The following is a 22,513-nucleotide window of genomic DNA, read 5'->3' as shown; positions in this document are numbered from 1 at the left end:
TCAAGAAAGGTTCTCGCAGATGAAACGCAATGTTCTTATCATTGGTGCCGGTGGCGTCGCTCAGGTCGTGGCGCATAAATGCGCACAGAACAACGATATTCTGGGCGATCTGCATATTGCCAGCCGGACCCGCGCGAAATGCGATGCGATCATTGCCTCTGTGCATGAAAAAAACGCGATGAAACAGCCGGGCCTGTTCGACGCGCATGCCGTTGACGGCATGGACAGCGCCGCCGTTGCGGCCTTGATCGGCAAGACCGGCGCACAGATCGTGATCAATGTCGGCTCGCCTTTCGTCAATATGACCGTGCTGGAGGCCTGTATCCAGACCGGTGCCGCCTATATCGACACGGCGATTCACGAAGACCCCACCAAGATCTGCGAAACCCCGCCATGGTATGGCAATTACGAATGGAAACGCCGCGACGCCTGTGCCGCCGCCGGTGTGACCGCGATCCTGGGGGCGGGTTTCGATCCGGGGATGGTCAATGCCTTTGCCCGTTTCGCGGTGGATGAATTCATGGATGAGGTCACATCCATCGATATCGTCGATATAAACGCGGGCAGCCATGGCCGCTATTTCTCGACCAATTTCGACCCCGAGATCAATTTCCGCGAATTCACCGGCACGGTCTACAGCTGGCAGCAAGGGGCCTGGCAGGAAAACAAGATGTTCGAAATCGGCCGCGAATGGGATCTGCCCGTCGTGGGCAAGCAAAAGGCCTATATGTCCGGCCATGACGAGGTCCATTCGCTGGCCCATCATTATCCGCAGGCAGACGTCCGGTTCTGGATGGGCTTTGGCGATCATTATATCAATGTGTTCACCGTGCTGCAAAACCTTGGCCTGTTGTCGGAACAGCCCGTGACCACCGCCGAAGGGCTGGAGGTCGTGCCGCTAAAGGTTGTCAAGGCGGTGCTGCCCGACCCGTCCAGCCTTGCGCCCGATTACACCGGCAAGACCTGCATCGGTGATCTGGTAAAAGGCACCCGCAACGGCCAAGAGGTCGAGGTGTTCGTTTATAATGTCGCCGATCACAAGGACGCCTATACCGAGGTTGGCAGCCAGGGCATTTCCTATACTGCCGGTGTCCCGCCCGTGGCCATGGCGATGTTGGTCGCGGATGGCACCTATGATCTGGGCACCATGGTCAATGTCGAGCAATTGGACCCCAAGCCGCTGTTCACCCTGCTTGACAATATGGGCTTGCCCACCCGCGTCAAGGATGCCGCCGGTGACCGCCCCTGGGATCAGACCCAATAACGCCCGCCTGAACGCCCCGCCTCTGGACCCCGATCAGGTTGTGCAGCCTATGGCATTGTGCCCTGATTGGGTTCGTATAAAGGGCCAGAGCGGTTGAGGTGATCACCCAAAAGCGATACCGCACCCGCAATGTCGTGCTTTTCCATACGGTCGATTATGCCCGCATGTTCGCGCAGGGTCGTGTCTTCGCGGCCCGACCAATGCAGCACGGGTTTATAATAGACCGACAGCCACGACAGCATCGCCTGCGTCACCGCCTGGATCAAAGGATTGCCGGTCATGCCGGCAATCGCCACATGAAAGGCGATATCCGCCTCGATAAAGGCCTTGTCCTGCCCCAGATTGCTGCGTTGGGTCTCGACCAAAGCGCGCAGCGCGGTGATATCACCGGGCGTGCAATTCTGTGCGGCGATCTTGATCGATCCAAGCTCGAGGATATTGCGCAGCTGCTTGAGGTTTTCGAGGTTCGACGGCTCGCTGGACAGCAGCAATTTCGCAATGTCATCGACCTGATCAAAGGCGATGCCAGCGGTCAGTTTATTGACCTTGCTGCGCTCGCCATGCGAGATCGAAATCAAGCCCTTATTGGCCATGGATTGCAGCGCCTCGCGCACGGCGGGACGCCCGACGCCAAAGCGTTCCATCAAGGCGCGTTCGGACGGCACCGTATCACCGGGGGATAATTCGCCCGATTGCACCATGGCCCAAAGCCGGTCAAAGACCTGATCAGACAGCTTTTGGCGGATGATCGGGGCATCAATGCTGATGTTATGCATCTTGTCCGGCATGGTTGCGCGTCCTTTTCTGGCTTTATCGGGCTGCGTCACAGGTATGACATGCTCAACAGCAGACATCCACTCTGTCATGGCGATGACAGGCTGGTCCAATCATAGGGACCAAGCCGGCCATGGCGGCGGGCGGTCAGATTGGCGATGATATGCAGCTCGCCACAATGCAGATCAGCCACGCCATCGCGGATCGTGGCGCGATGGACCGGCTGCCCCGCAAGCCAGCCCAGCGCGTTCAGCGCCGCCTGGATCGGCCAGCGCCCCCTGTCTGCAATCACGCCGCGCGGACCATATAGCGCTGCGGGGCACCAGACGGAAATGCCCGCAGGCACCAAAGCCGTGGCCAGCCCGATTGCATAGGCCGCCCCGAATTGCGCGCGGTGGCGCGGGTCGTCATCGGTCATGCAAAGCCGCTTGCCGCCGGGGTTCGCGATGCAGCTTGTGCCATAGGGATTTTGGCGCATCGCCAATGTCGCGGGGCCGATCCGATAATCTTTGTCGCTGATGAACGCGCGGGCCGAAGCGGTGATATCCGGGATCGCTTGCAATGTTTCCATCACCGACAGATCATCCGCCGCATGCACGATCGGGCAAAGCCCGTGGCTGACAAAGCCCAGCCTGTCCACCGGCGGGCGTTTGCGGTTCAGCTCGGGAAAGAAACTGACCATCCCACCACCGCGCAACAGATCGGGAAAGGCAGCAGCGGCCGCATCATGGATCTGCGCCAGCGGCGCGCAAGCAGGCCAAGCAGACCCCGGCGGCGTCGATTGCCGGTCCTCGGCGGGGCAAACAAGCAGACTGGCAGGGGCAAATCCGCTGTCGCGCATCTGGGCGGCCAGCACCATCAGCGCAGGCGCGGGATCGGCGTCGCCCGCATAGATCAGTTCCAGATCAAAGATCCGGTCCGGACAGGCCCGCTGCGCCTGTGCAAAGGCGTCATATTGCGCTGGCACATCGCCCGCTGTCGCATCCAGATGACACAAAAGCCGTTGCGGGTTTACCGCGCGGATATCGGCGGGGTTGGCCGCCAAGCGCCGCGCGTCCTGCGGCGTGACCAGCAGCGCCATATCGGGAAAGGTCACGGCGGTTCTGGCCATTGGGCGGGGCGGGATTTTGGGCGCGTCACGGGCTGCCCATGTCAATTCCACCGATTGGCAAAGCCTGTCCCCGTCTTCCAGCATATAGGGCCAAGGGGCTGCCAGCGGCCGGTTATAGGTCTTGAAAGACGCATCCCCCCATTGGCGCTGATCCTCCATCTCGAATATATCGCCCTGCAACCGGCAGGTCAGCGCGGCCTTGCCCACGCCATGCGTCAGCGCGGCGATATCCATGAACGGCTGCCAAGGCGCGATCAGGTCAGGCCAGATGCTGTTGGTTTGCGTGCCGTCCCCATGGGTCACCTGCACCGGCTGGCCTGCGACATCGGCAATCGGGTGCAGCACGCTAAACCCCGCGCGGTTGGTTTCAAACGGGCCAGTGGCATGACCTTCGGCCGATACCGACAGCATCTGCGCGGTCAGCGCAATCACGATCTGCATGTCCAGCCGCGCCGCACCGCTGGCATAGGTGGCATCATAAGACAGGGTCAGACCGGCCTGATCATGGGTGATCTGCATCTGGTCGATCTGCGGGACCAGCGTGCCCCAATCGCGGTCGCGCACCACAAAGGCAATGCCGCGAATGGCCTCGACACCCTGCAGCGTGATGTGGCGCAGGGCACCTTCCTCAAGCGTAAAGGCCCATGGCCCGCAGCGGTAACTGACACGCGGCGCGGGTGGTTCATCGGTGCCATAAAGATCCATTGCCGTATTCATGCGCCCTTTCCCGCCGCAAGGCCCTGTGGCCAGGCCGCATGGGTCTGCGTGCGGATCCGGTAAAGGCTGGTGCTGGCCGCGATATAAAGATCATGGCCATCCGGCCCGCCAAAACACAGATTGCCGGTCAGTTCCGGCACAATGACCCGCCCCAATTCCGCGCCGCCCGGATCAAAGACGATCACCCCGACCGCGCTGGACGACCAGATATTGCCCAAAGCATCCACCGCGAACCCATCGGGAAAACCCTGGTCAATCCGCGCAAAGACCCGGCCATTTTTGCACCGCGCCCCGCCTTGGACGTCATAGACCCGGATATGCGCATTGCCGACACCCGGCGGTTTGCGCACCGATGACGAATCCGCCACATAGAACAGCGCGCCATCGGGCGAGAACCCCAGCCCGTTGGGTTCTTCGACATCGATCACGACGGGCGCTGTCTCGCCGGTGGTCTGGTCATAGCGAAACACATAATGATCGCCATATTCACGCCGTCCGGGATAGCCTTCGCGCGGTTCGGTGATGCCATAGGCCGGATCGGTGAACCAGATCGCCCCGTCGGGCGCGATCACCACGTCATTGGGGGAATTCAGCCGCACCCCCTGCCATTCATCGACAATCGCGCTGACCAGACCGCCTCGGTCGCGCTCTATCCGCCGCCGCCCATGCGAGCATTGCACCACGCTGCCATCCACATCCAGCGCGCGGCCATTGGCGAAACCGGCGTCAGTGGCATAATCGCGCACCAGCCCGCTGGCGGGTTCATATTCGCGGATGCGGTTATTGGGGATATCGCTCCAGCGCAGGCAGCCGCGCGCGGGTATCCACAAAGGGCCTTCGGCCCAGATCGACCCTTGGGCGACGATCTCTAATGGCGCTGTGGCGCGCACCAGACCTTGCAGGCCAATGATCGTTTCTGTCAGACGGGCCGATGCCATTGGCTAGCCCGTCTTTGGCGGGGATGGGGGCGTGCCGGCCTTGGGCGCGCGCGGCGGCAGCAAGGGCGCGCCGCTGGCCAGGAACAGCACTGACAGCACCAGACATCCCTTCAGCACATTCTGACCTGCAAAGCTCCATCCGATCAGGTTCAGCAGGCCATCGAGCAGGATAAAGAACAAGGCCCCGCCCCAGACCCCCGCAGGCACCGCGCGCCCGCCGGTGATCAGGGTTCCGCCGATCACCACCACCGCAATGGAATCCAGCAGGTAATCATTGCCCAATTCGACATTGGGCGCCGAAAAGGCCGCACGCAAAGCCCCGGCCAGCCCCGCCAGCGCGCCGCAGCTGAGATAGACGACAGCGATGATATTCCGCGACCTGATGCCCGCATATTCCGCCGCGCGCGCCGCTTGGCCAAAGGCCAGCATCCGCATCCCCCAGGTCGTGGATGTCAGTATGAAAGAGATCAAGATCGTCAAGATCAGCACGGCCAGAGCAAAGGCCGGCACGCCAAAGGGCGCAAAGTTCAGAAAGCTTTTCAACACGGGATCGGCCGAGCCTTGAAACCCCTTTGCCAGCGTCAGTGACAGCGCCGAGGCGATCAGGCTGGTCGCCAGCGTCGCGACGATGGGCGGAATCCGGATCAACAGGATACTGATCACGCTGACCGCGCCCAGCGCCAGCCCGCTGGCCACGGCGGCCGACAGCCCCAAGACCCAGGACCCGGTCGCTTCGCTGACAGCGACCGACAGCAGGCCGCCCAGCGAAAACACCTTGGCGACGGATACGTCGATATTGCCGGGTCCGGTGCTCATCACCAGCATCTGGCCCAGCCCGACCAGCACAAGATAAGGCGCGACCATCAAGGCCAGCGTCAGGGTCTGCATCCCGCCACCATCGCTGACCATCACGCTGAGCACGAAAACGATCCCCGCGGCCACAAAGGACCAAGTCCAGGGCGGAACTGTCGTCAGGGTCAGCTGTTTCATCTGATTTTCCGATCTACCAAAAGACGCCCCGCCAGCACCGCGATCACGATGAAGGCTTGCACAGCAGGCTGCAAATGCGACGACAGCTTGAGCAGCGTCAGCAAAACGGTCAGCAAACCAAGGGTGATCGCCCCGCAAAGCGCGCCCCAAGCCACCGCGCGGCCACCGGTGAACATGCCGCCGCCCAGGATCACCGCGGCGATGGTGGTCAGCGTATAGCCGGGCACTGCATTCACATCGCCACTGCCGATTTCCGCAGTCAGCATCAGCCCCGACACAACGCCCATCACAGCGACCATGGCATAGGCCTGCATCCGTGTGACCAGCGGTGATTTACCGGCGCGCACCAACGCCACGGGATTGCTGCCAAGCACGCGGAAATTCACGCCCAATCGCGTCTTTTGCATGATCACCCATGTGATTGCCGTCACTACAAGCATCGTGATGATCGGGGTCGGAAGGCCCAAAGGCGGCGACCAGGCCGCATAGGCTGCAAGCCAGCCAGGTGCCGCCCCGCCCGGCACCGGCAAGGCAAAAAGCCCCAGTCCCAGCCAGATGAACGACGCCCCCAAAGTGGCAATCAGCGACGGCACCGCGCGCAGCGCGACCAGCGCGCCCAGCAGCGCATAGCCCAGAATGCTGGCCAAAAGCGCCAAAACCCCCAGCAGCGGCGCATCGCGCAGCAGCGTTGCACTGATCGCCGTGACCATGCCGATGAAAAAGCCGATGCTCAGGTCGATGTCACCGATACTCATGATCACCATCTGCGCCATGGCCCCGATGGCCAGCGCGACAATCGGCGACAGGATCAGGGTAAAGCCGAATTGCGACCAGATCAGCGGCTGGATCATGCCGCAGATGATCAAGATCGCGATCATGGCCACAAAGGTCAAAAGACCCGGCAGATTGCGCCGCAACGCCCCTTTGGGCAAGGCGCGCGCATATGCGCTGATCTTGGGAATGGTGCCGGTCAGATTCATGCAGCAGACCCTTTTGCTTCGGCAAATGACATCGCAATGATGCGTTCTTGGGTGATATCGGCACCTTGCAGCGCGGCCGCGACACGCCCTGCCCGCAAGACATAGGCGCGGTCGCAATGGCGCATCTCGGCATTTTCGCTGGAATACCACACGATGGTGCGGCCGGCCTGCGCCTCGGATCGGATCAGCTGATACAATTCCGATTTGGTGTGGATATCCACGCCCCGAAACGGATCATCCAACAAGATCGTATCCGCACCAGAGGCAAAGGCCCGCGCCACGATCACCTTTTGCTGGTTGCCGCCGGACAGGCCGGTGATCGCCGCCGCAGCACCGCCCCGCACCTTGAGCAAATCCACCCATTTGCGGACCAGCGCCGCCTCTTTGTCGGGCTGGCGCAGGCCGCGTTTTGCCAGATCGCCCAGCGCGGTCAGGGTCAGGTTCGCGCCAACCGTCCATAATGGGAAAATCCCCGCTCTTTGCCGGTCGCCGGGGACATAGGCGCGTTTGGCATCCACCGTGACATCGCGCGCATCGCCTTTCCACAGACGCGCCAAAACCTGTTGCTGCCCCTGCCCGATGATCCCGGTCAGGCCGATCACCTCGCCCGCGCGGGCATAGATATCCGTTTCGGCGCCGTCGATATCCTGCATCGGAACATAGACCGCGACATGGCGTGCGGGGTCCAGATCGGCACGGATGGCCTCTGCCCCAGTCTGGGCCACGGCGATCTCACCGCCCATCGCCATGAACAGATCACGCTGTGTGACATCGCGGGCCAGATGCGTGCTGACCACGGCCCCGTCCTTGAGAACAGCCACGCGGTCACAGACCCCAAGGATTTCCTTGAGCCGATGCGACACCAACACGACCGCAAGATTTTGCGCCCGCAACTTGCGCACATAGGCGTAAAGATCGTCAACGGCCTTCCCGCTAAGCGATTCCGTCGGCTCGTCAAGAATAAGCACCTGCAAATCCTTGGTAATCGTGGCGCGGGCGATTTCGACCATTTGCCGCTCGGCCAAGGGCAGGTCATCCACGAAATCGGCGGGGTTGATGCCATGGCCGGGGAAAATGGCATCCAGCTGCGCCCGCGCGATCTTGGCCGCAGGCCCGTGCCAGCGCCATTTCGGCAACCAATCAGCGGCCGACAGATAGATATTTTCCTGCACCGTCAATTCAGGCGCAAGCGAGCCTTCTTGATAGGCAAGGCGCACCCCCGGATAAGGGCCGGGCAAAGATGTGTCATGGCGCGCGACCTCAATTGACCCCGAACTTAGCCGTTCAATGCCGCAAAGCGCGCGCATCAGGGTGCTTTTGCCCGCGCCATTATGCCCGACAATGCCCAGAACCTCGCCCGGATACAGATTTAGCGTGACACCGGACAGGGCGATCGTGGCCCCGTAACTTTTGGTCGCCTGCGAGACGCGGATCAAGGGCATGGCATGGTCTGAAGGCATCACTTTGTCACCTGTCATCAAGGGATCGGGGCCAGCTGCACCGCAAGCCGGCCCCTTTGGGTATTTCTCTTGGAAACCTTAGCGCTGCGGCACCGGTGGCAGGGCGGCGGTTTCGACAGTGCCGTTGATATTCGCCGCGATCTGGGCATCGACAAGGTCCTTGGTCCATTGCCATGACGCGATTTCATCATCGCCCACGACCGCGATCCATGCGTCACGCGCATCATCGCTGACCACCACCGGCGGAAAGATCGTGGTGCGCGGCACCTCTGCGCCATGATAAACGCTGATCGCGGTGAACATCGCCGCCACGCCTTGGCCGGGGTCGGACATTACCGCCACCGAACCCGGCGCGCCATTGCCCGCGCCCCAGAATTCCAGCGCCCGCCCGCTGGGGGCAAAGGCCACAACCGGGATATCGCGCCCGGCGGTCTGGAACGCCTGCACACTGCCCAGCCCTTCGCCACAGCCGATCACGCCTTGGACATCGGGCAGGCTGGCGATGATGCCCAGAATAGCCTCTTGCGCCTTGCCGCTGTCGCAAAAGGTGAACAGCTCGCCCACGACCTTGACCGCGGGATTGGCCGCCAGCAAGTCCATCTGGACCTGATACATTTCAAGCTCGGGCGGCGAGCCTTGCACCCCGCGCGCCAGCAGCACATTGCCCGCCCCGCCGATCCCATCAATCACCGCCTGCGTTGACAGCCGCGCCCAATCGCCAAAGCTGTTGGTGACGACATAGGCGCAATCCAGATCGGTGGAACTGTCGAAAACAGCAACAACGATGCCCAGATCGCAGGCCTGCTGCAATGTCGGGTTCAGCGCCGTGGGGGATGCGGGATTGACCAGCAAGATATCGGGCCGGTCCAGCAACAGCGCCTTGAGCTGGGCGATCTGCTCGGTCGCGGAATTTTCGCCCGGTGCATTTGCCACCTGAAAGGCGCTGATCAGCCCCTCGGCCTGCGCGGCGGTGGCGGCTTCTTCAAAGGCGGTGATCATCGAGCGGCGCCATGCATTGCCCAGAAAAGCATTGCTGAGCGCGACGCTTGGCGCGGCTTTGTCCTGCGCTGAGGCGATTGTCGGTGCCAGCCCCGCAGCGCCGGACAGCAAGCCTGCGACCAAAAGGCAGTTCAATGTCTTATATCTCATTTGTCATTCCTCCCTGACGCGGCCGATTTGGATTGGGCGACCGCTGGTCCCGTTGGGTATTTGCTAGCCCAAGCTGTCCCCCGACGAGGTTTCAGATGGGTTAACGCGGCAGCGCGACGCCATATCAGCGTCACGATTGCACAGGGGCGCTGTGGGCTGTCGGGGCGGATGCGGCTTGCGCCACGGATCAGCGGACCAGACATGATCGATGTCTCCCATCAGCATTTGCTGTTCCAAATGTCAGGTGATCCGCGCCACGCTGGCCGCGATTTCATCATCGTCGAAACAGCGCATCCAATCATCGCGCATCAGGACCGGAATCCCGAATTCGATCGCCTTGTTGGCGGCATCCGAAAACACGCCTTGATGCTGGTCGAACATGACCGCGCCCATGATATTCATATGGCCCAACAAAAAGTCGCGGGCGCAATCATAGGGCACGCCTTTGCGCACGACTTCGTCCATCGCCATGCGCAGCACTTTCATCAGCGAGCCGTTGACGGTTTCCGACAGGCCCGGTTCCAGCAGCGCGAATTGTTTCAGCGTCACGCGATGCGACCGCACGACAGGGGCATAGATGGCTTTGCCGACCTGTTCGCCCAGCGCGTAATCGCTTTCGGGGCCTTGCACCAGAACGTTGACGATGCCCTGTTCCGCCGCGATGCCGCCGAAATAATCGCGCCGCCCCGGCAGCGTGGTTTCGTCATTCCAGATCGGCGGATGGCAGGGATGGGACACGAAATAGCTGATGTCCGCGCGTGTCGGCAGATGCCCCGCAAAAGGCGCCGCCCCGTCCAGCATGAAGATCATCGCACCCGGCCTGACCTTGTCGATGATCGCATGGGCAAGCGTGCCGATCACCGTATCAGGCACCGCCAGCACGATGATATCCGCGCCACTCAGTGCGATATCCATCTCGACGCAATCAACCCCGTACGCTGCGCGGACAGCCGCTTGGCCCGCCGCCGACACCTCGACATGCAGGGTGTCAAAGGCGGCGGACTTGGCCAGATTTGCCCCAAGCCGCATCCCCATTTTTCCACCCGCACCGACCAAAGCCAGTTTTTTCATGACATCCCCTCCCCTGCGTCCCGCATTGGTCGCGGGCTGAACTTGACAACTGGTATAATCAGTATATCCACATGTCAGTATGTCAATCTAAATTTTTACGCAAAGATCCGATCCCGATGACGCAGCAGATGAACGGGCTTCCCGAGGGGCCATTGGTCGCGTGGTATGCCGATGATTTCACAGGTGCCGCCGCGGTGATGGAGGTGCTCAGCTTTGCCGGGCTGCCCGCGATGCTGTTTCTGGCACCTCCCACCGCGCAACAGCTGGCGCGCTATCCTGATCTGCAAGGGATTGGCGTGGCCTCGACCGCGCGGGCGCAAACGCCTGGCTGGATGGATGCGGAACTGCCGGATATTTTCGCGCAGCTGGCCGGATTGAACCCACAGATCCTGCATTACAAGGTCTGTTCCACGCTGGATTCCGCGCCACAGGTCGGGTCCATTGGACGCGCGATTGAAATCGGGGCGGCGGTTTGCGCGCCTGCGGTGGTGCCGGTGCTGATCGCCGCCCCCCAGATGCGCCGCTATCAATGTTTTGGTCATCTTTTCGCGGGCTTTCAGGATCAGATCTACCGGCTGGACCGGCATCCCGTGATGTCCTGCCATCCGGTGACGCCCATGCATGAGGCCGATGTCGCAAAACATATCGCCGAACAATCGCCCCGGCTGGATGTCAGCTGCCTGTCGCTGCCCGATCTGCCCGTTGCAACCGCCTTGCCCGGCCTGCCCGCCCAGCCCGGCCAGATCGCGGTTGTCACGCTGGATTGCATGGACAGCCGATCGGAATCAAACGCCGGTCGCCTGATCTGGGAAAGCCGCCAGACAAGCCCCTTTGTCGTCGGATCGCAGGGCGTTGAATATGCTTTGGTGCGGCATTGGCAGGATACCGGGCAAATCCTTGTCCATGCCGCCCCGAAAGGTGTGGGTCATGTCGACAAGATGGTCGTGGTCTCGGGATCCGTGTCACCGACCACCGCCGCCCAGATCAGCTGGGCCAAGGCCAACGGATTTGCCGGGATCGCCTTTGACGCGACCTGCGTCTGCGCTGCGCCCCGCGATGTCACCCAAGAGATCGCGCGCTGCATCGGCATGGGGTTGCATGCGCTTTCGCAGGGGTCGGTGCCGCTGATCTATACCGCGCAAGGCCCCGATGATCCGGCGGTCGCGCGGTTCAGGGCCGCTGTTGACGCATCAACGCAGAGCATGGACCAGGCCAACCAGCAGATCGGCGATGCCCTTGGGCGCGTGCTGCATCACATCTTGCGGGCCAGCGGCGCGCGCCGTGCCATTGCCGCAGGCGGCGATACGGCGGGCCATGTCACCCGCCAGCTTGGCATTTTCGCGCTCTCGGCGCTGGCCCCGACCATCGCGGGTGCGGCGCTGTTTCAGGCCCATGCCGACGGGCCGATGGACGGGCTAGAGCTGGCGCTGAAGGGCGGCCAGATGGGCAGCCCTGATTATTTCGGATGGATCCGCGACGGAGGAGGAACAAGATGACCCGCATCACCGCAACCTATGATCTCGAATCGCCCATCGGCGTCGCGGCCGCCGCCGCCGTCGTGGCAGGCGAACAATCGACCGGCACATTTACGCGGCTTGCGGCGGAAACCGATGCGCTGCGCGCAAGATCGGCCGCGCGCATCGAAGATATCGTCATCACCGGCACATCACCGACCCCCGCACTGCCCACCCGCAAGACGGGGACCAGCTATGAACGCGGCCGGGTCACGCTCAGCTGGTCGCTGGATAATTTCGGCACCTCTTTGCCGGTGCTGATGTCCACATTGGCGGGCAATCTGTTCGAGCTTGCCGAATTATCCGCGATCCGGCTGATCGACATGCAGCTGCCTGGGGCTTTCGCTACCGCCCACCCCGGCCCGCAATTCGGCGCGCAGGGCACCCGTGATCTGATGGGCGGCCACACAGGCCCCTTGATCGGCACGATCATCAAGCCCAGCGTCGGGCTAGGCCCCGATGAAACAGCCGCCTTGGTCGCAACGCTGGTCGATGCGGGGATCGATTTCATCAAGGATGATGAATTGCAGGCCAATGGGCCGCATTGCCCCTTTGCCGAAAGGGTCGCCGCGGTCAGCGCTGTTCTGAACGCCCATGCCGATAAAACCGGCAAAAAGGTGATCTATGCGTTCAACGTGACAGATGAGATCGACCAGATGTGGCGCAATCTTGATCTGTTGCAGGCCCATGGCGGCACCTGCGCGATGGTCTGCGTCAGCGCGGTCGGGCTCAGCGGGTTGCGCGCCTTGCGCGACCGCAGCCCGATGGCGATCCATGGGCACCGCGCGGGCTGGGGGATCTATTCACGCTCGCCCGATATCGGGATCAGCTTTGGCGTGATGCAGAAACTCTGGCGGCTGGCCGGGGCGGATCATTTGCATGTCAACGGTCTGGCCAATAAATTCACCGAAACCGACGCGGTGATCGCGCAATCAGCGCGATCCGTTCAGCAACCGGTCTGCGCCAGCGGGCCTGCGCATCTGGCAATGCCGGTCTATTCCTCGGGCCAGACGGTCTGGCAGGTTGATCCCGCGCGCCGCCTTTTGAACAATGATGATTTCATTTTCTGTGCCGGTGGCGGCATCCTGAGCCATCCCTTTGGCGCAAGCGCGGGTGTGATGGCTTTGCGGCAGGCCGCGCAGGCCGCCCGCGACGGGATCGATATCCGCGCATTTGCCCGCCAGCACCCCGAACTTGAGGCCGCGATCAACACCTTTCCAGAGCCGGATATCGCGGTCACACAGGGCCAGAACCGGGCAAGCTAGCCCCGCCGCCAGCCCCCGACGCCCTGCCCTACGGATCGCCGGGACCATCCACGAACACCGCGGCCACAGCGCGCCACAGCCTAGCGATTGTGCTGCAAGATCTGCGCGACAAAGCCGGGCGCAACAACCCGATTGCATTGGTTTTATTGCTTGCGGCACAGCAGGGGGCGGTTTATGCCTAGGGCCGCTCAATAACGCGGATTTGTCGAAAAATTCCTGCGCGCAATCTGTCGGACAATGGGGCCGGATCATGCGACAAACCGCAAGGACACATCGGCGCCGCTGATGATCGACCTGTGTCAGAACGATGCGTCATCGCGCGCTGACAAGCAATGGAAAGAGACCCGGTGCAGATCACGACAACAAAACTACCGGGCGTTCTGATCCTGACCCCTGCCCGCTTTGGCGATGCGCGCGGCTTCTTTTCGGAAAGCTGGAACCGCAAGACGCTGGCAGCGCAGGGGATCACGCTGGATTTCGTGCAGGATAACCATTCGCTCTCGGCGCAGATTGGCACGATCCGCGGGTTGCATTTCCAATCGCCGCCCCATGCGCAGGCCAAATTGGTGCGCTGCGGCCGGGGCTGTCTGTTTGATGTGGTGGTGGATATCCGGCGCGGCTCGCCAAGCTATGGGCACTGGCTGGGCGCGGAATTATCCGCTGAAAACGGGCAGCAAATCCTGGTCCCCGCCGGTTTCCTGCATGGGTTCATCACCCGCGCGCCGGATACTGAAATCATCTATAAATGCACGGATTATTACGCGCCCGCATGTGATGGCGCGGTCCGGTTCGATGATCCTGATATCGGCATTGACTGGGGCCTGCCTGCGGGGGTTGCGCCGGTCTTGTCAGACAAGGACGCCGCCGCACCCTTGCTGCGCGATCTTGACAGCCCGTTCATCTTTGAGGGTTAGGCCATGAAACTTTTGGTGACAGGGGGCGCGGGCTTTATCGGATCGGCCGTTGTGCGGCTGGCCATCGCGCGGGGCCATAGCGTGGTCAATCTGGATGCGCTGACCTATGCCGCCTGTCTGGACAATGTCGCCAGCGTGGCTGACCACCCCGATTACGCCTTTGAACAGGCCGATATCCGCGACCGTGCGGCACTGGACCGGATCTTTGCCACCCATCGCCCGGATGCGGTGATGCATCTGGCCGCCGAAAGCCATGTCGACCGGTCCATCGACGGGCCAGCCGATTTCATCGCCACCAATGTCACCGGCACTTTGCAGATGCTCGAAGCCGCGCGCGCCTATTGGACAGCGCAGGGCAAGCCTGCGGATTTCCGGTTTCACCATATCTCGACCGACGAGGTGTTCGGGTCACTGCCAGCGGATCCTGCCATCAAATTCACCGAAACCACCGCCTATGACCCGCGCTCGCCCTATGCGGCGTCAAAGGCGGGCAGTGACCATCTGGTGCGCGCATGGCATGAAACCTATGGCCTGCCCGTGGTGCTGACCAATTGTTCCAACAATTACGGCCCCTATCATTTCCCCGAAAAGCTGGTGCCGGTGATCATTCTGAACGCGTTGGCGGGCAAGCCTTTGCCGATCTATGGCGACGGGTCCAATGTGCGCGACTGGCTTTATGTCGAAGACCATGCCGATGCGCTGTTGCAGGTGATCGCCAAGGGCGCGGTGGGCCGCAGCTATAATATCGGCGGCGAGAATGAACGCAGCAATCTGGACCTGGTGCAGATGCTTTGCGCCATTCTGGATGATCTGCGCCCCAAAGCATCGGGGTCTTATGCCGATCAGATCAGCTTTGTCCCCGACCGGCCGGGCCATGATGCGCGCTATGCGATTGATCCGCGCCGCATGCGCGACGAATTGGGCTGGCGGCCCAGCGTGACGATTGACCAGGGGCTGCGCCTGACCGCGCAATGGTATCTGGCGAACGAAAGCTGGTGGCGCCCGTTGCAGGCGCGCCAAGGGGTCGGCACGCGGCTGGGAACCAAGGCATGATGCGGGTGCTGGTCTTTGGCCGCACAGGGCAAGTGGCGCGCGCCTTGGCCCGCGCGGCAGGCGATGACATGGCACTGACCTGTCTGGGCCGCGACCAAGCCGATCTGACCGATGCCGCCGCTTGTGCGGCGATCATCGCGCGCGCGGATGCCGATATCGTCATCAATGCCGCCGCCTATACGGCCGTGGACCGCGCCGAGACCGAAGCAGCGCTGGCCCATGCGATCAATGCCGCAGCGCCCGCCGCCATGGCGCGGGCCTGTGCCGCGCGCCAGATCCCGTTTTTGCATATCTCGACCGATTATGTGTTCGATGGCAGCGGCAGCATTCCGTGGCAGGTGGATGACCTGACCGGTCCTTTGGGCGTTTACGGCCAGACAAAACTGGCCGGCGAAGAGGCCGTGCGCGCCGCCGCCGGGGCGCATGTGATCCTGCGCACCTCTTGGGTGTTTTCGCCCGATGGCGCGAATTTCGTGAAAACCATGCTGCGCCTTGGCGCGACGCGGCCAAAGATCACCGTGGTCGCCGACCAGCACGGCGGGCCGACCGCGGCGGATGATATCGCCGCAGCGCTGCTGGATATCGCGCGCGCCTTTCACAAAGGGCGCGGGATCAGCGGCACCTATCATTTCAGCGGTGCGCCCGATGTCAGCTGGGCCAATTTCGCCCGCGCGATCTTTGCCACGGCGGGCATGGATTGCACGGTGCAGGATATCCCGAGCAGCGCCTATCCCACCCCCGCCGCGCGCCCAGCCAATTCGCGGCTGGATTGCAGCGCCCTGGCGCGCGATTACGCCATCGCCCGGCCTGCGTGGCAGCGCAGCCTGCACCATGTTTTGCACGACCAAGGAGAATGACAATGACCCAGCGCAAAGGCATCATTCTGGCAGGCGGTTCGGGCACCCGGCTTTATCCGATCACCATGGCCGTGTCGAAACAGCTGTTGCCGGTCTATGACAAACCGATGATCTATTACCCGCTCAGCGCCTTGATGCTGGCCGGGATCCGCGAGATCGCGATCATCACCACGCCGCAGGATCAACCACAGTTCCAGCGGCTGATGGGCGATGGCAGCCAATGGGGGCTGGCATTCACCTATATCGTGCAAGCTTCGCCCGACGGGCTGGCGCAGGCCTATCTGCTGGCCGAGGATTTTCTGGCCGGCGCGCCCTCGGCCATGGTGCTGGGCGACAATATCTTTTTCGGCCACGGACTGGTCGATCTGCTGCGCGAGGCGACAGCGCAGACCACGGGCGGGACGGTCTTTGGCTATCAGGTCAGCGACCCCGAACGCTATGGCGTGGTCGGGTTCGATGCGGCGGGCAAGGCGGTGTCGATCATCGAAAAGCCCAAGATACCGGCGTCGAATTATGCCGTCACGGGGCTTTATTTCCTTGACGGCACCGCCCCTGCCAAGGCGCGCAGCGTCACGCCATCCGCGCGGGGCGAGCTGGAAATCACCTCGCTTTTGGACATCTATCTGACACAGGGGACATTGTCGGTCCAGCGCATGGGGCGCGGCTATGCCTGGCTCGATACCGGCACCCATGCCAGCCTGCTGGACGCAGGCAATTTCGTGCGCACGCTGGAACAGCGCCAAGGCCTGCAGGTCGGCTGCCCCGAAGAAATTGCCCATGCCCAAGGCTGGATCGACAGCGCCACATTGGCCAAGGCCGCCGAAACCTATGCCAAGAATGATTACGGGACCTATTTGATGCGGCTGATCAGCTAGGCCAGAGCCGCTTTCGCATATCCGCGCCGCGCCGGACCAAAGGCGCAATGCAGCAGGCGGGCCTAGCGCGATTGCACCACGGGATTGACTGCCAAGGGATTGAAAGCCGGGGGCATGCCGGTCGAATAGGCGCGCAAAAATCTGTCGCGGAACAGATCCATCGGCCAGGCGGGCAGCGCGGAATCGGCAAATAACCCCGGCGTCCAGCCCCAGCCATCCATCATCGCCACCGTTTCGGCAGGGCCGATCACATGGACCGGGACATCAAAGCTGGGGCCGCCAGCGACAAATCCCGCGGGCTGATGATCCCCCAAGATGATGAACAGCGGCATATCCGGTCCCTGCCGCGCGACATAGGACAGGCTGGTCTGCAATGCATAGGCCACGGCCTTGCGATATTGGTCGCGCACCCGGTCACTGTCGCGCCAGACAATTTCGGGCGGATCACCCGATTGCGCCACAATGTTGAAAACGCTGCCATCGCCCACATCATCCCAGGCGATCAGCTCTGGCACCGGCACCCAGGGCGCATGCGACGAAATCAACGAGATTTCCGCGAAAAGCGGCCGGCCGTCGCGCGCAGCCTTGGCCAGCAGCCGGTCATAGGCGGTCAGGGTGAATTGGTCGGGCATGGTCACCCAGTTGAACGGCAAGCCCTGATAGCCCAGATCATCGCGCGCAAGGATCGTCTCAAACCCGATGCGGCTGCCCTCGGGCCAGTCGCGGGTGATGGCAGGCACCACCGCCGCCGTGTGATAGCCCGCAGCACCCGCCAGCTGGAACAGCGTCTTGCGCGGGCTGGCCAGCAAGGCGCGATATTGGATCTGGTTGCTGATCCACAAGCCCGAGGCGATCGCCGTATGCGCCAGCCAGCTTTGCCCGCCGGTCACCGGCGCGGTCATCCAGCCTGACCGCGTGGCGATCCCCGCGATCTGCGCCAGCTCTTGCTCGGCCGCGCGCAGGGTCGCGCTATGGGTGGGGATGTAAAGCGGGTTATCAAAACTCGCGCGGCCATAGCTTTCGATAAAGATGAACACGACATCACGGCCAGCCAGACGGTCCAACAGCGGGCTGGCACTGGCCGCCGGATCATGGCGCGCGGCCGCGTCAAAGGCGGCAATCTCGGCCCGGGTGGCGCGGTAAAGGGCCAGCCGGTCATAGGCCAGCCGCGCGCTAAAGGCAGCCCCCGGCGGGCTGACCGGCAATACCCATTGCCCCTTGGCCGCGCCGATCTGGCCCAGCATCACCACACCCGCCAGCAGCGCCAGCGCGCCAAAGCCGCCGCGCCATACCAGCGCCCGGCCCCTGGGTGGCTGCAAGCGCGCCCAGCGCCCCGTCGCCCACCAGAACGCGCCCACCAGCCCAAAGGGCAGCAGCACAGCGCCAAAGGCCAGCATATGGCCCAAAACCTGCCCCAATGTGCCGATCCCCAGCTCATAGGCAGCGCGGATCAGCCCCAGATCAGTGGCCGGGTTGAACGCTCGGTTATAGGCCAGGAAATGCGCGTAATCCGCCGCCTTGATCAGGACGACAAGGCTCAGCACCCCGACAAGCATGGCGCGCAACAGCAGCGCCCGGCCCGGCCATGCCAGCAAGACCAGCACGATCACCGGCAATTCCAGCGGCACCAGCCGCAACGCGCCCCAGGTCATCGCTTGCGGATGGTTGGGCTGGATCAGCGCCAGATGCAACAGGGCCGTGGCCAGCACCAGCCCGGCGATGCGCAGGATCAGGCGCATCTGGCGCGGATCTGCCAAAGATACCGGATATCAACGCCAAAGGACCAGATCACCAAGGCAAGCACGCCTGCCGCCAGACCCGTGGCCGCAGCGCCCGACAGCACCGGCGATACCAGCGCGATCAATGCGGCGATCTGGATCACGCAGACCAGCTTGGCGCTGATGCGCGGCGGCGTCGGGCGGTTCAGCCAAGGCAGGCACCATGCCGCCAGCACAAAGAGATAGCGCATCACCCCCAGCAACAAGACCCAATCGCCCAGCTTGGCGCTCTGCCACAGGATCAAGGCCAGGATCAGCGCCAGCAGGGAATCGACCTCCATGTCAAAACGCGCACCAAAGCGGCTCGCCAGCCCCGCGCGGCGCGCCGCCCAGCCGTCGATCCCGTCACAGGCCAAGGCGACGGCGGCGATGATGACACAGCCCCAAGCCAGCAGCGGATCGGCCGCCAGCGCCGCAATATGGGGCAGCAGCGCCGCCAAAGCAGCGGTCAGCGTGGCGCGAAAATGGGTGACCAGATTGCACAGGCCCAGATCTGCGTGCGGATAATGGCGCACCAGCCCCGCCCATAAAACCCCGTTCATTGCCAGGTAAAGCACCAGCGCCAGCGCGCCCCCGGTCCAAAAGGCGGATGGATCAAACCCCAATAGCGCATAGACCAGCATGGCCAGCAGCCACAGATGCACGATCACCACAATGGCAAAGCGCCGCAGCAACGGCCCCTGCGCCTTGCGCGCGCCATGCAGCGCAGCCGCGCGATCTGCGAATGTCGCACTCATATCTCCAGACATAGCATCCCCCCGCCCAAGTCAACGCCGCTCTGCCACGGAGTTGACACAAAGCCATGCACATCCTTTGATGAAACAAAGGAGCATCAGATGCCACAAGGATACCGCCTGCCCGCCCGCCTGCTGCATTGGGCCCTGGCCGTCGCCATCCTCGCGATGCTGCCCGTGGGCGGGATCATGGTCTCGGACGGCCTTGACCGCGCCACGCAGAACACCCTGTTCATCCTGCATAAAAACCTTGGCGTGGTGATCCTGCTACTGATGATCGCCAGACTGGCCTACCGCGCGGCCAACCCGCCCAGCCCGCTGCCCGCCCAGATGCCAGGCTGGCAAAAGACCGCCGCCCGGACCACGCATATCCTGCTTTACGTCATGGTCTTTTTCATGGCGATCACCGGCTATCTGCGCGTGACATGGGGCGGCTTCCCGATCGAGGGGCTGGACGCCATCGGCCTGCACCCTTTGCTGGCGCGCAACGAGCCGCTGGCCGAAATCGCCAAGACCCTGCATTTCTACGGCCGCTTCGGGCTGCTGGCGCTGCTGGCACTGCATATCGGGGCGGCGCTGCATCACGCCGTGATCCTGCGCGACGGCGTTTTCGGGCGCATCTGGCCATTCTGGCGCGCCTAGCCATCGCGCCTCTTCTTTTTTCCAAAAATACTCCGGGGTGAGCCCCGGACATGTCCGGGGCGAGGGGCAGCGCCCCTGTGACGCCAGCCCCCTCCCCAACAGGCGCGGTGCATATGCATCTGGCCCATTGGATGCGCGTCACGGGATCTCTGGGCCGGATCTGTCAGATATCCTCTGGCCGACGGCAAAGCCTTGCCTGTCAGCTGATCGCGGGATTGTCGCGCCCGGATAAACGGCTAGGGTGAGGCAAAAGATATCAGAGCGAGCCTTGGACATGACCACCCCCAGACGTTTCATCCTCGCGGGGCTGGGCGCAAGCCTGCTGGCGGGATGTGCGCCCTCTGCGCGCAACACCGGCACGCGAACCACGCCGCCCGATCTGCGGCCACAGCGCAATGCGGGCTATGACGCCTGGGTCGCGGGTTTTCGCGGGCGTGCCACGGCACAGGGCGTGTCGCCGGCGACCTTTGACGCGGCCTTTCGCAATGCGGGCTTTCTGCCCGGCGTGGTGACACGCGACCGCAACCAGACCGAATTCCGGCGCAGCTTGGAAGATTACCTGGCCATCGCGGCCTCTGACGAACGGATCGCCAAAGGCCGTGCGGCCTATGCAAGCCACGCGCCGGTGCTGCAGGCGATCGAGGCGCGCTATGGGGTCAACCGCTATATCGTGACCGCGATCTGGGGGCTGGAAAGCTTTTACGGCGAACGCCAGGGCGATATCCCGGTGATCGCAGCCACCTCGACGCTGGCCTATGACGGCCGCCGCGGTGCGTTTTTCGAGGCCCAGACGCTCGCAGCCCTGCGCATCCTGCAGGCGGGCGATATCAGCCCCGCGCGGATGACCGGATCATGGGCCGGCGCGATGGGCCATACCCAGTTCATCCCCACGACCTATGCCCAATTCGCGGTCGATTTCACCGGCGACGGGCGGCGCGATATCTGGGCGGATGACCCCTCGGACGCGCTGGCCAGTGCGGCCAATTACCTGGCGCGCAATGGTTGGCAAAGCGGCATGGCCTGGGGCCGCGAAGACCCAAATGGTGCGCTAGAGCCGCAACAAGGCGGGCCGCGTTTCAGCACCACCGCCAATTTCCGCGCGATCAAACGCTATAACAATTCCGATGCCTATGCGATCGGCGTGGGCCATCTGGCCGACCGGATCGCCGGTGGCGGCCCCTTGCAGATGCCATTCCCGCCCGACCGTTTCGGGCTGCGCAAAGCGGATCGCGTGGCACTTCAGACCGGGCTGACACGGCGCGGTTTCGACACCCAAGGCGCGGACGGCGTGATCGGCGCCAACACCACCCGCGCGATCACAGCCTTCCAACGCGCCCAGGGACTGCCGGTGACATCCGAACCATCGCAAGCCCTGCTGCTGATGCTGCGCTGAGGCGGTGGGGGGCTGTCGCTGGCAACAGATGATGGTGCGGTCGGGCGGCACAGGGGAAAATATCTAACTGATCTACCTTAATTTTATATACTTAGCAGATATTCCGTTCCTGACCTTGGACCTTAATCCGCCCGAAATGTGCCTTCAAGGCAAGGGACATTTTCAAAGTCTGGTTGTAAAGCCGATGATCAGAGCGCAGCAAGCCGAGGAGTAGACCAATTTCATCAGTTCTTCTAAGTCCTTGGTCTCTTTTAGATCGCTCACGAACTCTTTTCTTAGCGCGTTAAAGTGTTGGTAGACAACTTCGACCTCAGGGTTTGAAAAGCTCAAGTTCCATTGGTGAGCGCACCTGTCTCGGATATGTCTAATTGCATGGAGGGCATCACGTTCCTTGGTGGTGATGATGTCTTCTTGGGCCGCCACTGTAATCTTGTCTTTGAAGCCTGAAGGAATGGAAGACGCGCCCTGACCCTCCATCACTCGAACAAGCATGTCATCCAACATAATCCCCCACACCAACCCTATGCCGCGCATAGTCCCCCGTGCATTCTCTGCATTCGCCTCTTGAAGAAACATCTCAAGCTCGGGCCACTTTGCCGACCAGTCAGCCTTGGCGTCAAGTATAAGCATTGCGTCCGCTTCGTCAGGATTAGCGCTTGGTTTGAATGGCCCAATAGGTCCAAACTCACCGTTCACCAGTCGATGAAAAAGTTCTCTTCCATGAGCCTCGGGGTCGATAGGCGAGGCCGTAAATGGCCCCTCAGTTCGCCACTCTGCGAACTTCACCACACAGTCAATGGCTGTATGCTCTGCATTAGACCAGACTGGCAGATGGACCGACTTCACCGTTCTCCTCATACCTTGTCCTTCACAGCTATCTTGGTCAGCAAACTAAAAGCCGAATTGTTTCACTACAAAAAAGCCTGGACCAAAAATGGATCGAGCCCTTCCCCCGCGCGCCCCGTTTCAGCACCACCGCCAATTTCCGCGCGATCACAGCCTTCCAACGCGCCCAAGGACTGCCGGTGACATCC

At 62.4% G+C, this 22,513-nt stretch carries 20 protein-coding genes; 9 read left to right on the top strand and 11 right to left on the bottom strand.

Features of this window, described 5'->3' with window-relative positions; all coding sequences use genetic code 11:
- Nucleotides 1-19 precede the first annotated feature (19 nt).
- Nucleotides 20-1,264, top strand: coding sequence for a saccharopine dehydrogenase family protein (locus tag LOKVESSMR4R_RS05300; protein ID WP_087206626.1), 1,245 nt, complete (start codon nucleotides 20-22; stop codon nucleotides 1,262-1,264).
- Nucleotides 1,265-1,311: 47 nt separating this feature from the next.
- Here the strand turns inward: LOKVESSMR4R_RS05300 and nanR are convergent, their stop codons facing one another.
- The 8 genes from nanR to LOKVESSMR4R_RS05260 form a co-directional block, all read right to left on the bottom strand.
- Nucleotides 1,312-2,052 carry a transcriptional regulator NanR gene (gene nanR / locus LOKVESSMR4R_RS05295; protein WP_237331911.1) on the bottom strand — a complete coding sequence of 247 codons (741 nt, stop codon included), beginning with the start codon at nucleotides 2,050-2,052 and terminating at the stop codon, nucleotides 1,312-1,314.
- A gap of 74 nt (nucleotides 2,053-2,126) precedes the next feature.
- Nucleotides 2,127-3,866: a hypothetical protein gene (locus LOKVESSMR4R_RS05290; protein WP_087206625.1), complete on the bottom strand. Its 1,740-nt coding sequence runs from the start codon at nucleotides 3,864-3,866 to the stop codon at nucleotides 2,127-2,129.
- Entirely contained in the window at nucleotides 3,863-4,804 is a 942-nt protein-coding gene (locus LOKVESSMR4R_RS05285) for an SMP-30/gluconolactonase/LRE family protein (RefSeq protein WP_204248726.1), read from the bottom strand. Before LOKVESSMR4R_RS05285 ends, LOKVESSMR4R_RS05290 begins: the two co-directional genes overlap by 4 nt.
- Before the next feature lie 3 nt (nucleotides 4,805-4,807).
- The gene (locus tag LOKVESSMR4R_RS05280; RefSeq protein WP_087206624.1) at nucleotides 4,808-5,794 is read right to left on the bottom strand and encodes an ABC transporter permease; all 987 of its coding nucleotides are present in this window, start codon (nucleotides 5,792-5,794) and stop codon (nucleotides 4,808-4,810) included.
- On the bottom strand, nucleotides 5,791-6,774 hold the full coding sequence (locus LOKVESSMR4R_RS05275) for an ABC transporter permease (RefSeq protein ID WP_087206623.1): 984 nt from the start codon (nucleotides 6,772-6,774) through the stop codon (nucleotides 5,791-5,793). Before LOKVESSMR4R_RS05275 ends, LOKVESSMR4R_RS05280 begins: the two co-directional genes overlap by 4 nt.
- Nucleotides 6,771-8,234, bottom strand: coding sequence for a sugar ABC transporter ATP-binding protein (locus tag LOKVESSMR4R_RS05270; protein ID WP_162290722.1), 1,464 nt, complete (start codon nucleotides 8,232-8,234; stop codon nucleotides 6,771-6,773). The genes LOKVESSMR4R_RS05275 and LOKVESSMR4R_RS05270 overlap by 4 nt, the downstream gene beginning before the upstream one ends.
- Before the next feature lie 78 nt (nucleotides 8,235-8,312).
- Nucleotides 8,313-9,383 carry a substrate-binding domain-containing protein gene (locus LOKVESSMR4R_RS05265; protein WP_087206621.1) on the bottom strand — a complete coding sequence of 357 codons (1,071 nt, stop codon included), beginning with the start codon at nucleotides 9,381-9,383 and terminating at the stop codon, nucleotides 8,313-8,315.
- A gap of 240 nt (nucleotides 9,384-9,623) precedes the next feature.
- Nucleotides 9,624-10,454, bottom strand: a complete 831-nt coding sequence (locus LOKVESSMR4R_RS05260; protein ID WP_087206620.1) for a phosphogluconate dehydrogenase C-terminal domain-containing protein — start codon at nucleotides 10,452-10,454, stop codon at nucleotides 9,624-9,626.
- Between the two features lie 116 nt (nucleotides 10,455-10,570).
- Between LOKVESSMR4R_RS05260 and LOKVESSMR4R_RS05255 the strand changes: the two genes are divergently transcribed.
- The 6 genes from LOKVESSMR4R_RS05255 to rfbA all read left to right on the top strand — a co-directional run bounded on the left by LOKVESSMR4R_RS05255 (nucleotide 10,571) and on the right by rfbA (nucleotide 16,932).
- On the top strand, nucleotides 10,571-11,950 hold the full coding sequence (locus LOKVESSMR4R_RS05255) for a four-carbon acid sugar kinase family protein (RefSeq protein ID WP_087206619.1): 1,380 nt from the start codon (nucleotides 10,571-10,573) through the stop codon (nucleotides 11,948-11,950).
- Nucleotides 11,947-13,233 (top strand): ribulose-bisphosphate carboxylase large subunit family protein, encoded by a 1,287-nt coding sequence (locus tag LOKVESSMR4R_RS05250; RefSeq protein ID WP_087206618.1) that lies wholly within the window; start codon nucleotides 11,947-11,949, stop codon nucleotides 13,231-13,233. Before LOKVESSMR4R_RS05255 ends, LOKVESSMR4R_RS05250 begins: the two co-directional genes overlap by 4 nt.
- A 347-nt stretch (nucleotides 13,234-13,580) precedes the next feature.
- Nucleotides 13,581-14,147, top strand: a complete 567-nt coding sequence (rfbC, locus tag LOKVESSMR4R_RS05245; RefSeq protein ID WP_237331910.1) for a dTDP-4-dehydrorhamnose 3,5-epimerase — start codon at nucleotides 13,581-13,583, stop codon at nucleotides 14,145-14,147.
- 3 nt (nucleotides 14,148-14,150) lie between these two features.
- Nucleotides 14,151-15,200 carry a dTDP-glucose 4,6-dehydratase gene (gene rfbB, locus LOKVESSMR4R_RS05240; protein WP_087206616.1) on the top strand — a complete coding sequence of 350 codons (1,050 nt, stop codon included), beginning with the start codon at nucleotides 14,151-14,153 and terminating at the stop codon, nucleotides 15,198-15,200.
- Nucleotides 15,197-16,057 carry a dTDP-4-dehydrorhamnose reductase gene (rfbD, locus tag LOKVESSMR4R_RS05235; RefSeq protein WP_087206615.1) on the top strand — a complete coding sequence of 287 codons (861 nt, stop codon included), beginning with the start codon at nucleotides 15,197-15,199 and terminating at the stop codon, nucleotides 16,055-16,057. The genes rfbB and rfbD overlap by 4 nt, the downstream gene beginning before the upstream one ends.
- Before the next feature lie 2 nt (nucleotides 16,058-16,059).
- The gene (gene rfbA, locus LOKVESSMR4R_RS05230; protein WP_087206614.1) at nucleotides 16,060-16,932 is read left to right on the top strand and encodes a glucose-1-phosphate thymidylyltransferase RfbA; all 873 of its coding nucleotides are present in this window, start codon (nucleotides 16,060-16,062) and stop codon (nucleotides 16,930-16,932) included.
- A 62-nt stretch (nucleotides 16,933-16,994) separates the two neighbouring features.
- Here rfbA and LOKVESSMR4R_RS05225 read toward each other — a convergent pair whose 3' ends face one another.
- Complete coding sequence (locus LOKVESSMR4R_RS05225; protein WP_087212660.1) at nucleotides 16,995-18,671, bottom strand: sulfatase-like hydrolase/transferase; 1,677 nt, start codon at nucleotides 18,669-18,671, stop codon at nucleotides 16,995-16,997.
- Nucleotides 18,662-19,459: a CDP-alcohol phosphatidyltransferase family protein gene (locus tag LOKVESSMR4R_RS05220; RefSeq protein WP_237331909.1), complete on the bottom strand. Its 798-nt coding sequence runs from the start codon at nucleotides 19,457-19,459 to the stop codon at nucleotides 18,662-18,664. Before LOKVESSMR4R_RS05220 ends, LOKVESSMR4R_RS05225 begins: the two co-directional genes overlap by 10 nt.
- Nucleotides 19,460-19,546: 87 nt before the next feature.
- Here LOKVESSMR4R_RS05220 and LOKVESSMR4R_RS05215 point away from each other — a divergent pair, with 87 nt between their 5' ends.
- Nucleotides 19,547-20,086 (top strand): cytochrome b, encoded by a 540-nt coding sequence (locus LOKVESSMR4R_RS05215; protein ID WP_087206613.1) that lies wholly within the window; start codon nucleotides 19,547-19,549, stop codon nucleotides 20,084-20,086.
- Between the two features lie 274 nt (nucleotides 20,087-20,360).
- Nucleotides 20,361-21,479 (top strand): lytic murein transglycosylase, encoded by a 1,119-nt coding sequence (locus LOKVESSMR4R_RS05210; protein WP_157898146.1) that lies wholly within the window; start codon nucleotides 20,361-20,363, stop codon nucleotides 21,477-21,479.
- Between the two features lie 162 nt (nucleotides 21,480-21,641).
- Here LOKVESSMR4R_RS05210 and LOKVESSMR4R_RS05205 read toward each other — a convergent pair whose 3' ends face one another.
- Nucleotides 21,642-22,337, bottom strand: a complete 696-nt coding sequence (locus tag LOKVESSMR4R_RS05205; RefSeq protein ID WP_087206612.1) for a hypothetical protein — start codon at nucleotides 22,335-22,337, stop codon at nucleotides 21,642-21,644.
- Nucleotides 22,338-22,513 lie beyond the last annotated feature (176 nt).

It is taken from the genome of Yoonia vestfoldensis (assembly GCF_002158905.1).
GTDB lineage: Bacteria > Pseudomonadota > Alphaproteobacteria > Rhodobacterales > Rhodobacteraceae > Yoonia > Yoonia vestfoldensis_B.
This window is presented reverse-complemented; position numbering and strand designations above follow the sequence as displayed.

What these genes read in the sequence shown, in the direction of transcription:
- LOKVESSMR4R_RS05300 (WP_087206626.1), top strand. Translation starts at nt 20, where the DNA reads ATGAAACGCAATGTTCTTATCATTGGTGCCGGTGGCGTCGCTCAGGTC.
- nanR (WP_237331911.1), bottom strand. Translation starts at nt 2,052, where the DNA reads ATGCCGGACAAGATGCATAACATCAGCATTGATGCCCCGATCATCCGC.
- LOKVESSMR4R_RS05290 (WP_087206625.1), bottom strand. Translation starts at nt 3,866, where the DNA reads ATGAATACGGCAATGGATCTTTATGGCACCGATGAACCACCCGCGCCG.
- LOKVESSMR4R_RS05285 (WP_204248726.1), bottom strand. Translation starts at nt 4,804, where the DNA reads ATGGCATCGGCCCGTCTGACAGAAACGATCATTGGCCTGCAAGGTCTG.
- LOKVESSMR4R_RS05280 (WP_087206624.1), bottom strand. Translation starts at nt 5,794, where the DNA reads ATGAAACAGCTGACCCTGACGACAGTTCCGCCCTGGACTTGGTCCTTT.
- LOKVESSMR4R_RS05275 (WP_087206623.1), bottom strand. Translation starts at nt 6,774, where the DNA reads ATGAATCTGACCGGCACCATTCCCAAGATCAGCGCATATGCGCGCGCC.
- LOKVESSMR4R_RS05270 (WP_162290722.1), bottom strand. Translation starts at nt 8,234, where the DNA reads ATGCCTTCAGACCATGCCATGCCCTTGATCCGCGTCTCGCAGGCGACC.
- LOKVESSMR4R_RS05265 (WP_087206621.1), bottom strand. Translation starts at nt 9,383, where the DNA reads ATGAGATATAAGACATTGAACTGCCTTTTGGTCGCAGGCTTGCTGTCC.
- LOKVESSMR4R_RS05260 (WP_087206620.1), bottom strand. Translation starts at nt 10,454, where the DNA reads ATGAAAAAACTGGCTTTGGTCGGTGCGGGTGGAAAAATGGGGATGCGG.
- LOKVESSMR4R_RS05255 (WP_087206619.1), top strand. Translation starts at nt 10,571, where the DNA reads ATGACGCAGCAGATGAACGGGCTTCCCGAGGGGCCATTGGTCGCGTGG.
- LOKVESSMR4R_RS05250 (WP_087206618.1), top strand. Translation starts at nt 11,947, where the DNA reads ATGACCCGCATCACCGCAACCTATGATCTCGAATCGCCCATCGGCGTC.
- rfbB (WP_087206616.1), top strand. Translation starts at nt 14,151, where the DNA reads ATGAAACTTTTGGTGACAGGGGGCGCGGGCTTTATCGGATCGGCCGTT.
- rfbD (WP_087206615.1), top strand. Translation starts at nt 15,197, where the DNA reads ATGATGCGGGTGCTGGTCTTTGGCCGCACAGGGCAAGTGGCGCGCGCC.
- rfbA (WP_087206614.1), top strand. Translation starts at nt 16,060, where the DNA reads ATGACCCAGCGCAAAGGCATCATTCTGGCAGGCGGTTCGGGCACCCGG.
- LOKVESSMR4R_RS05225 (WP_087212660.1), bottom strand. Translation starts at nt 18,671, where the DNA reads ATGCGCCTGATCCTGCGCATCGCCGGGCTGGTGCTGGCCACGGCCCTG.
- LOKVESSMR4R_RS05220 (WP_237331909.1), bottom strand. Translation starts at nt 19,459, where the DNA reads ATGTCTGGAGATATGAGTGCGACATTCGCAGATCGCGCGGCTGCGCTG.
- LOKVESSMR4R_RS05215 (WP_087206613.1), top strand. Translation starts at nt 19,547, where the DNA reads ATGCCACAAGGATACCGCCTGCCCGCCCGCCTGCTGCATTGGGCCCTG.
- LOKVESSMR4R_RS05210 (WP_157898146.1), top strand. Translation starts at nt 20,361, where the DNA reads ATGACCACCCCCAGACGTTTCATCCTCGCGGGGCTGGGCGCAAGCCTG.
- LOKVESSMR4R_RS05205 (WP_087206612.1), bottom strand. Translation starts at nt 22,337, where the DNA reads ATGAGGAGAACGGTGAAGTCGGTCCATCTGCCAGTCTGGTCTAATGCA.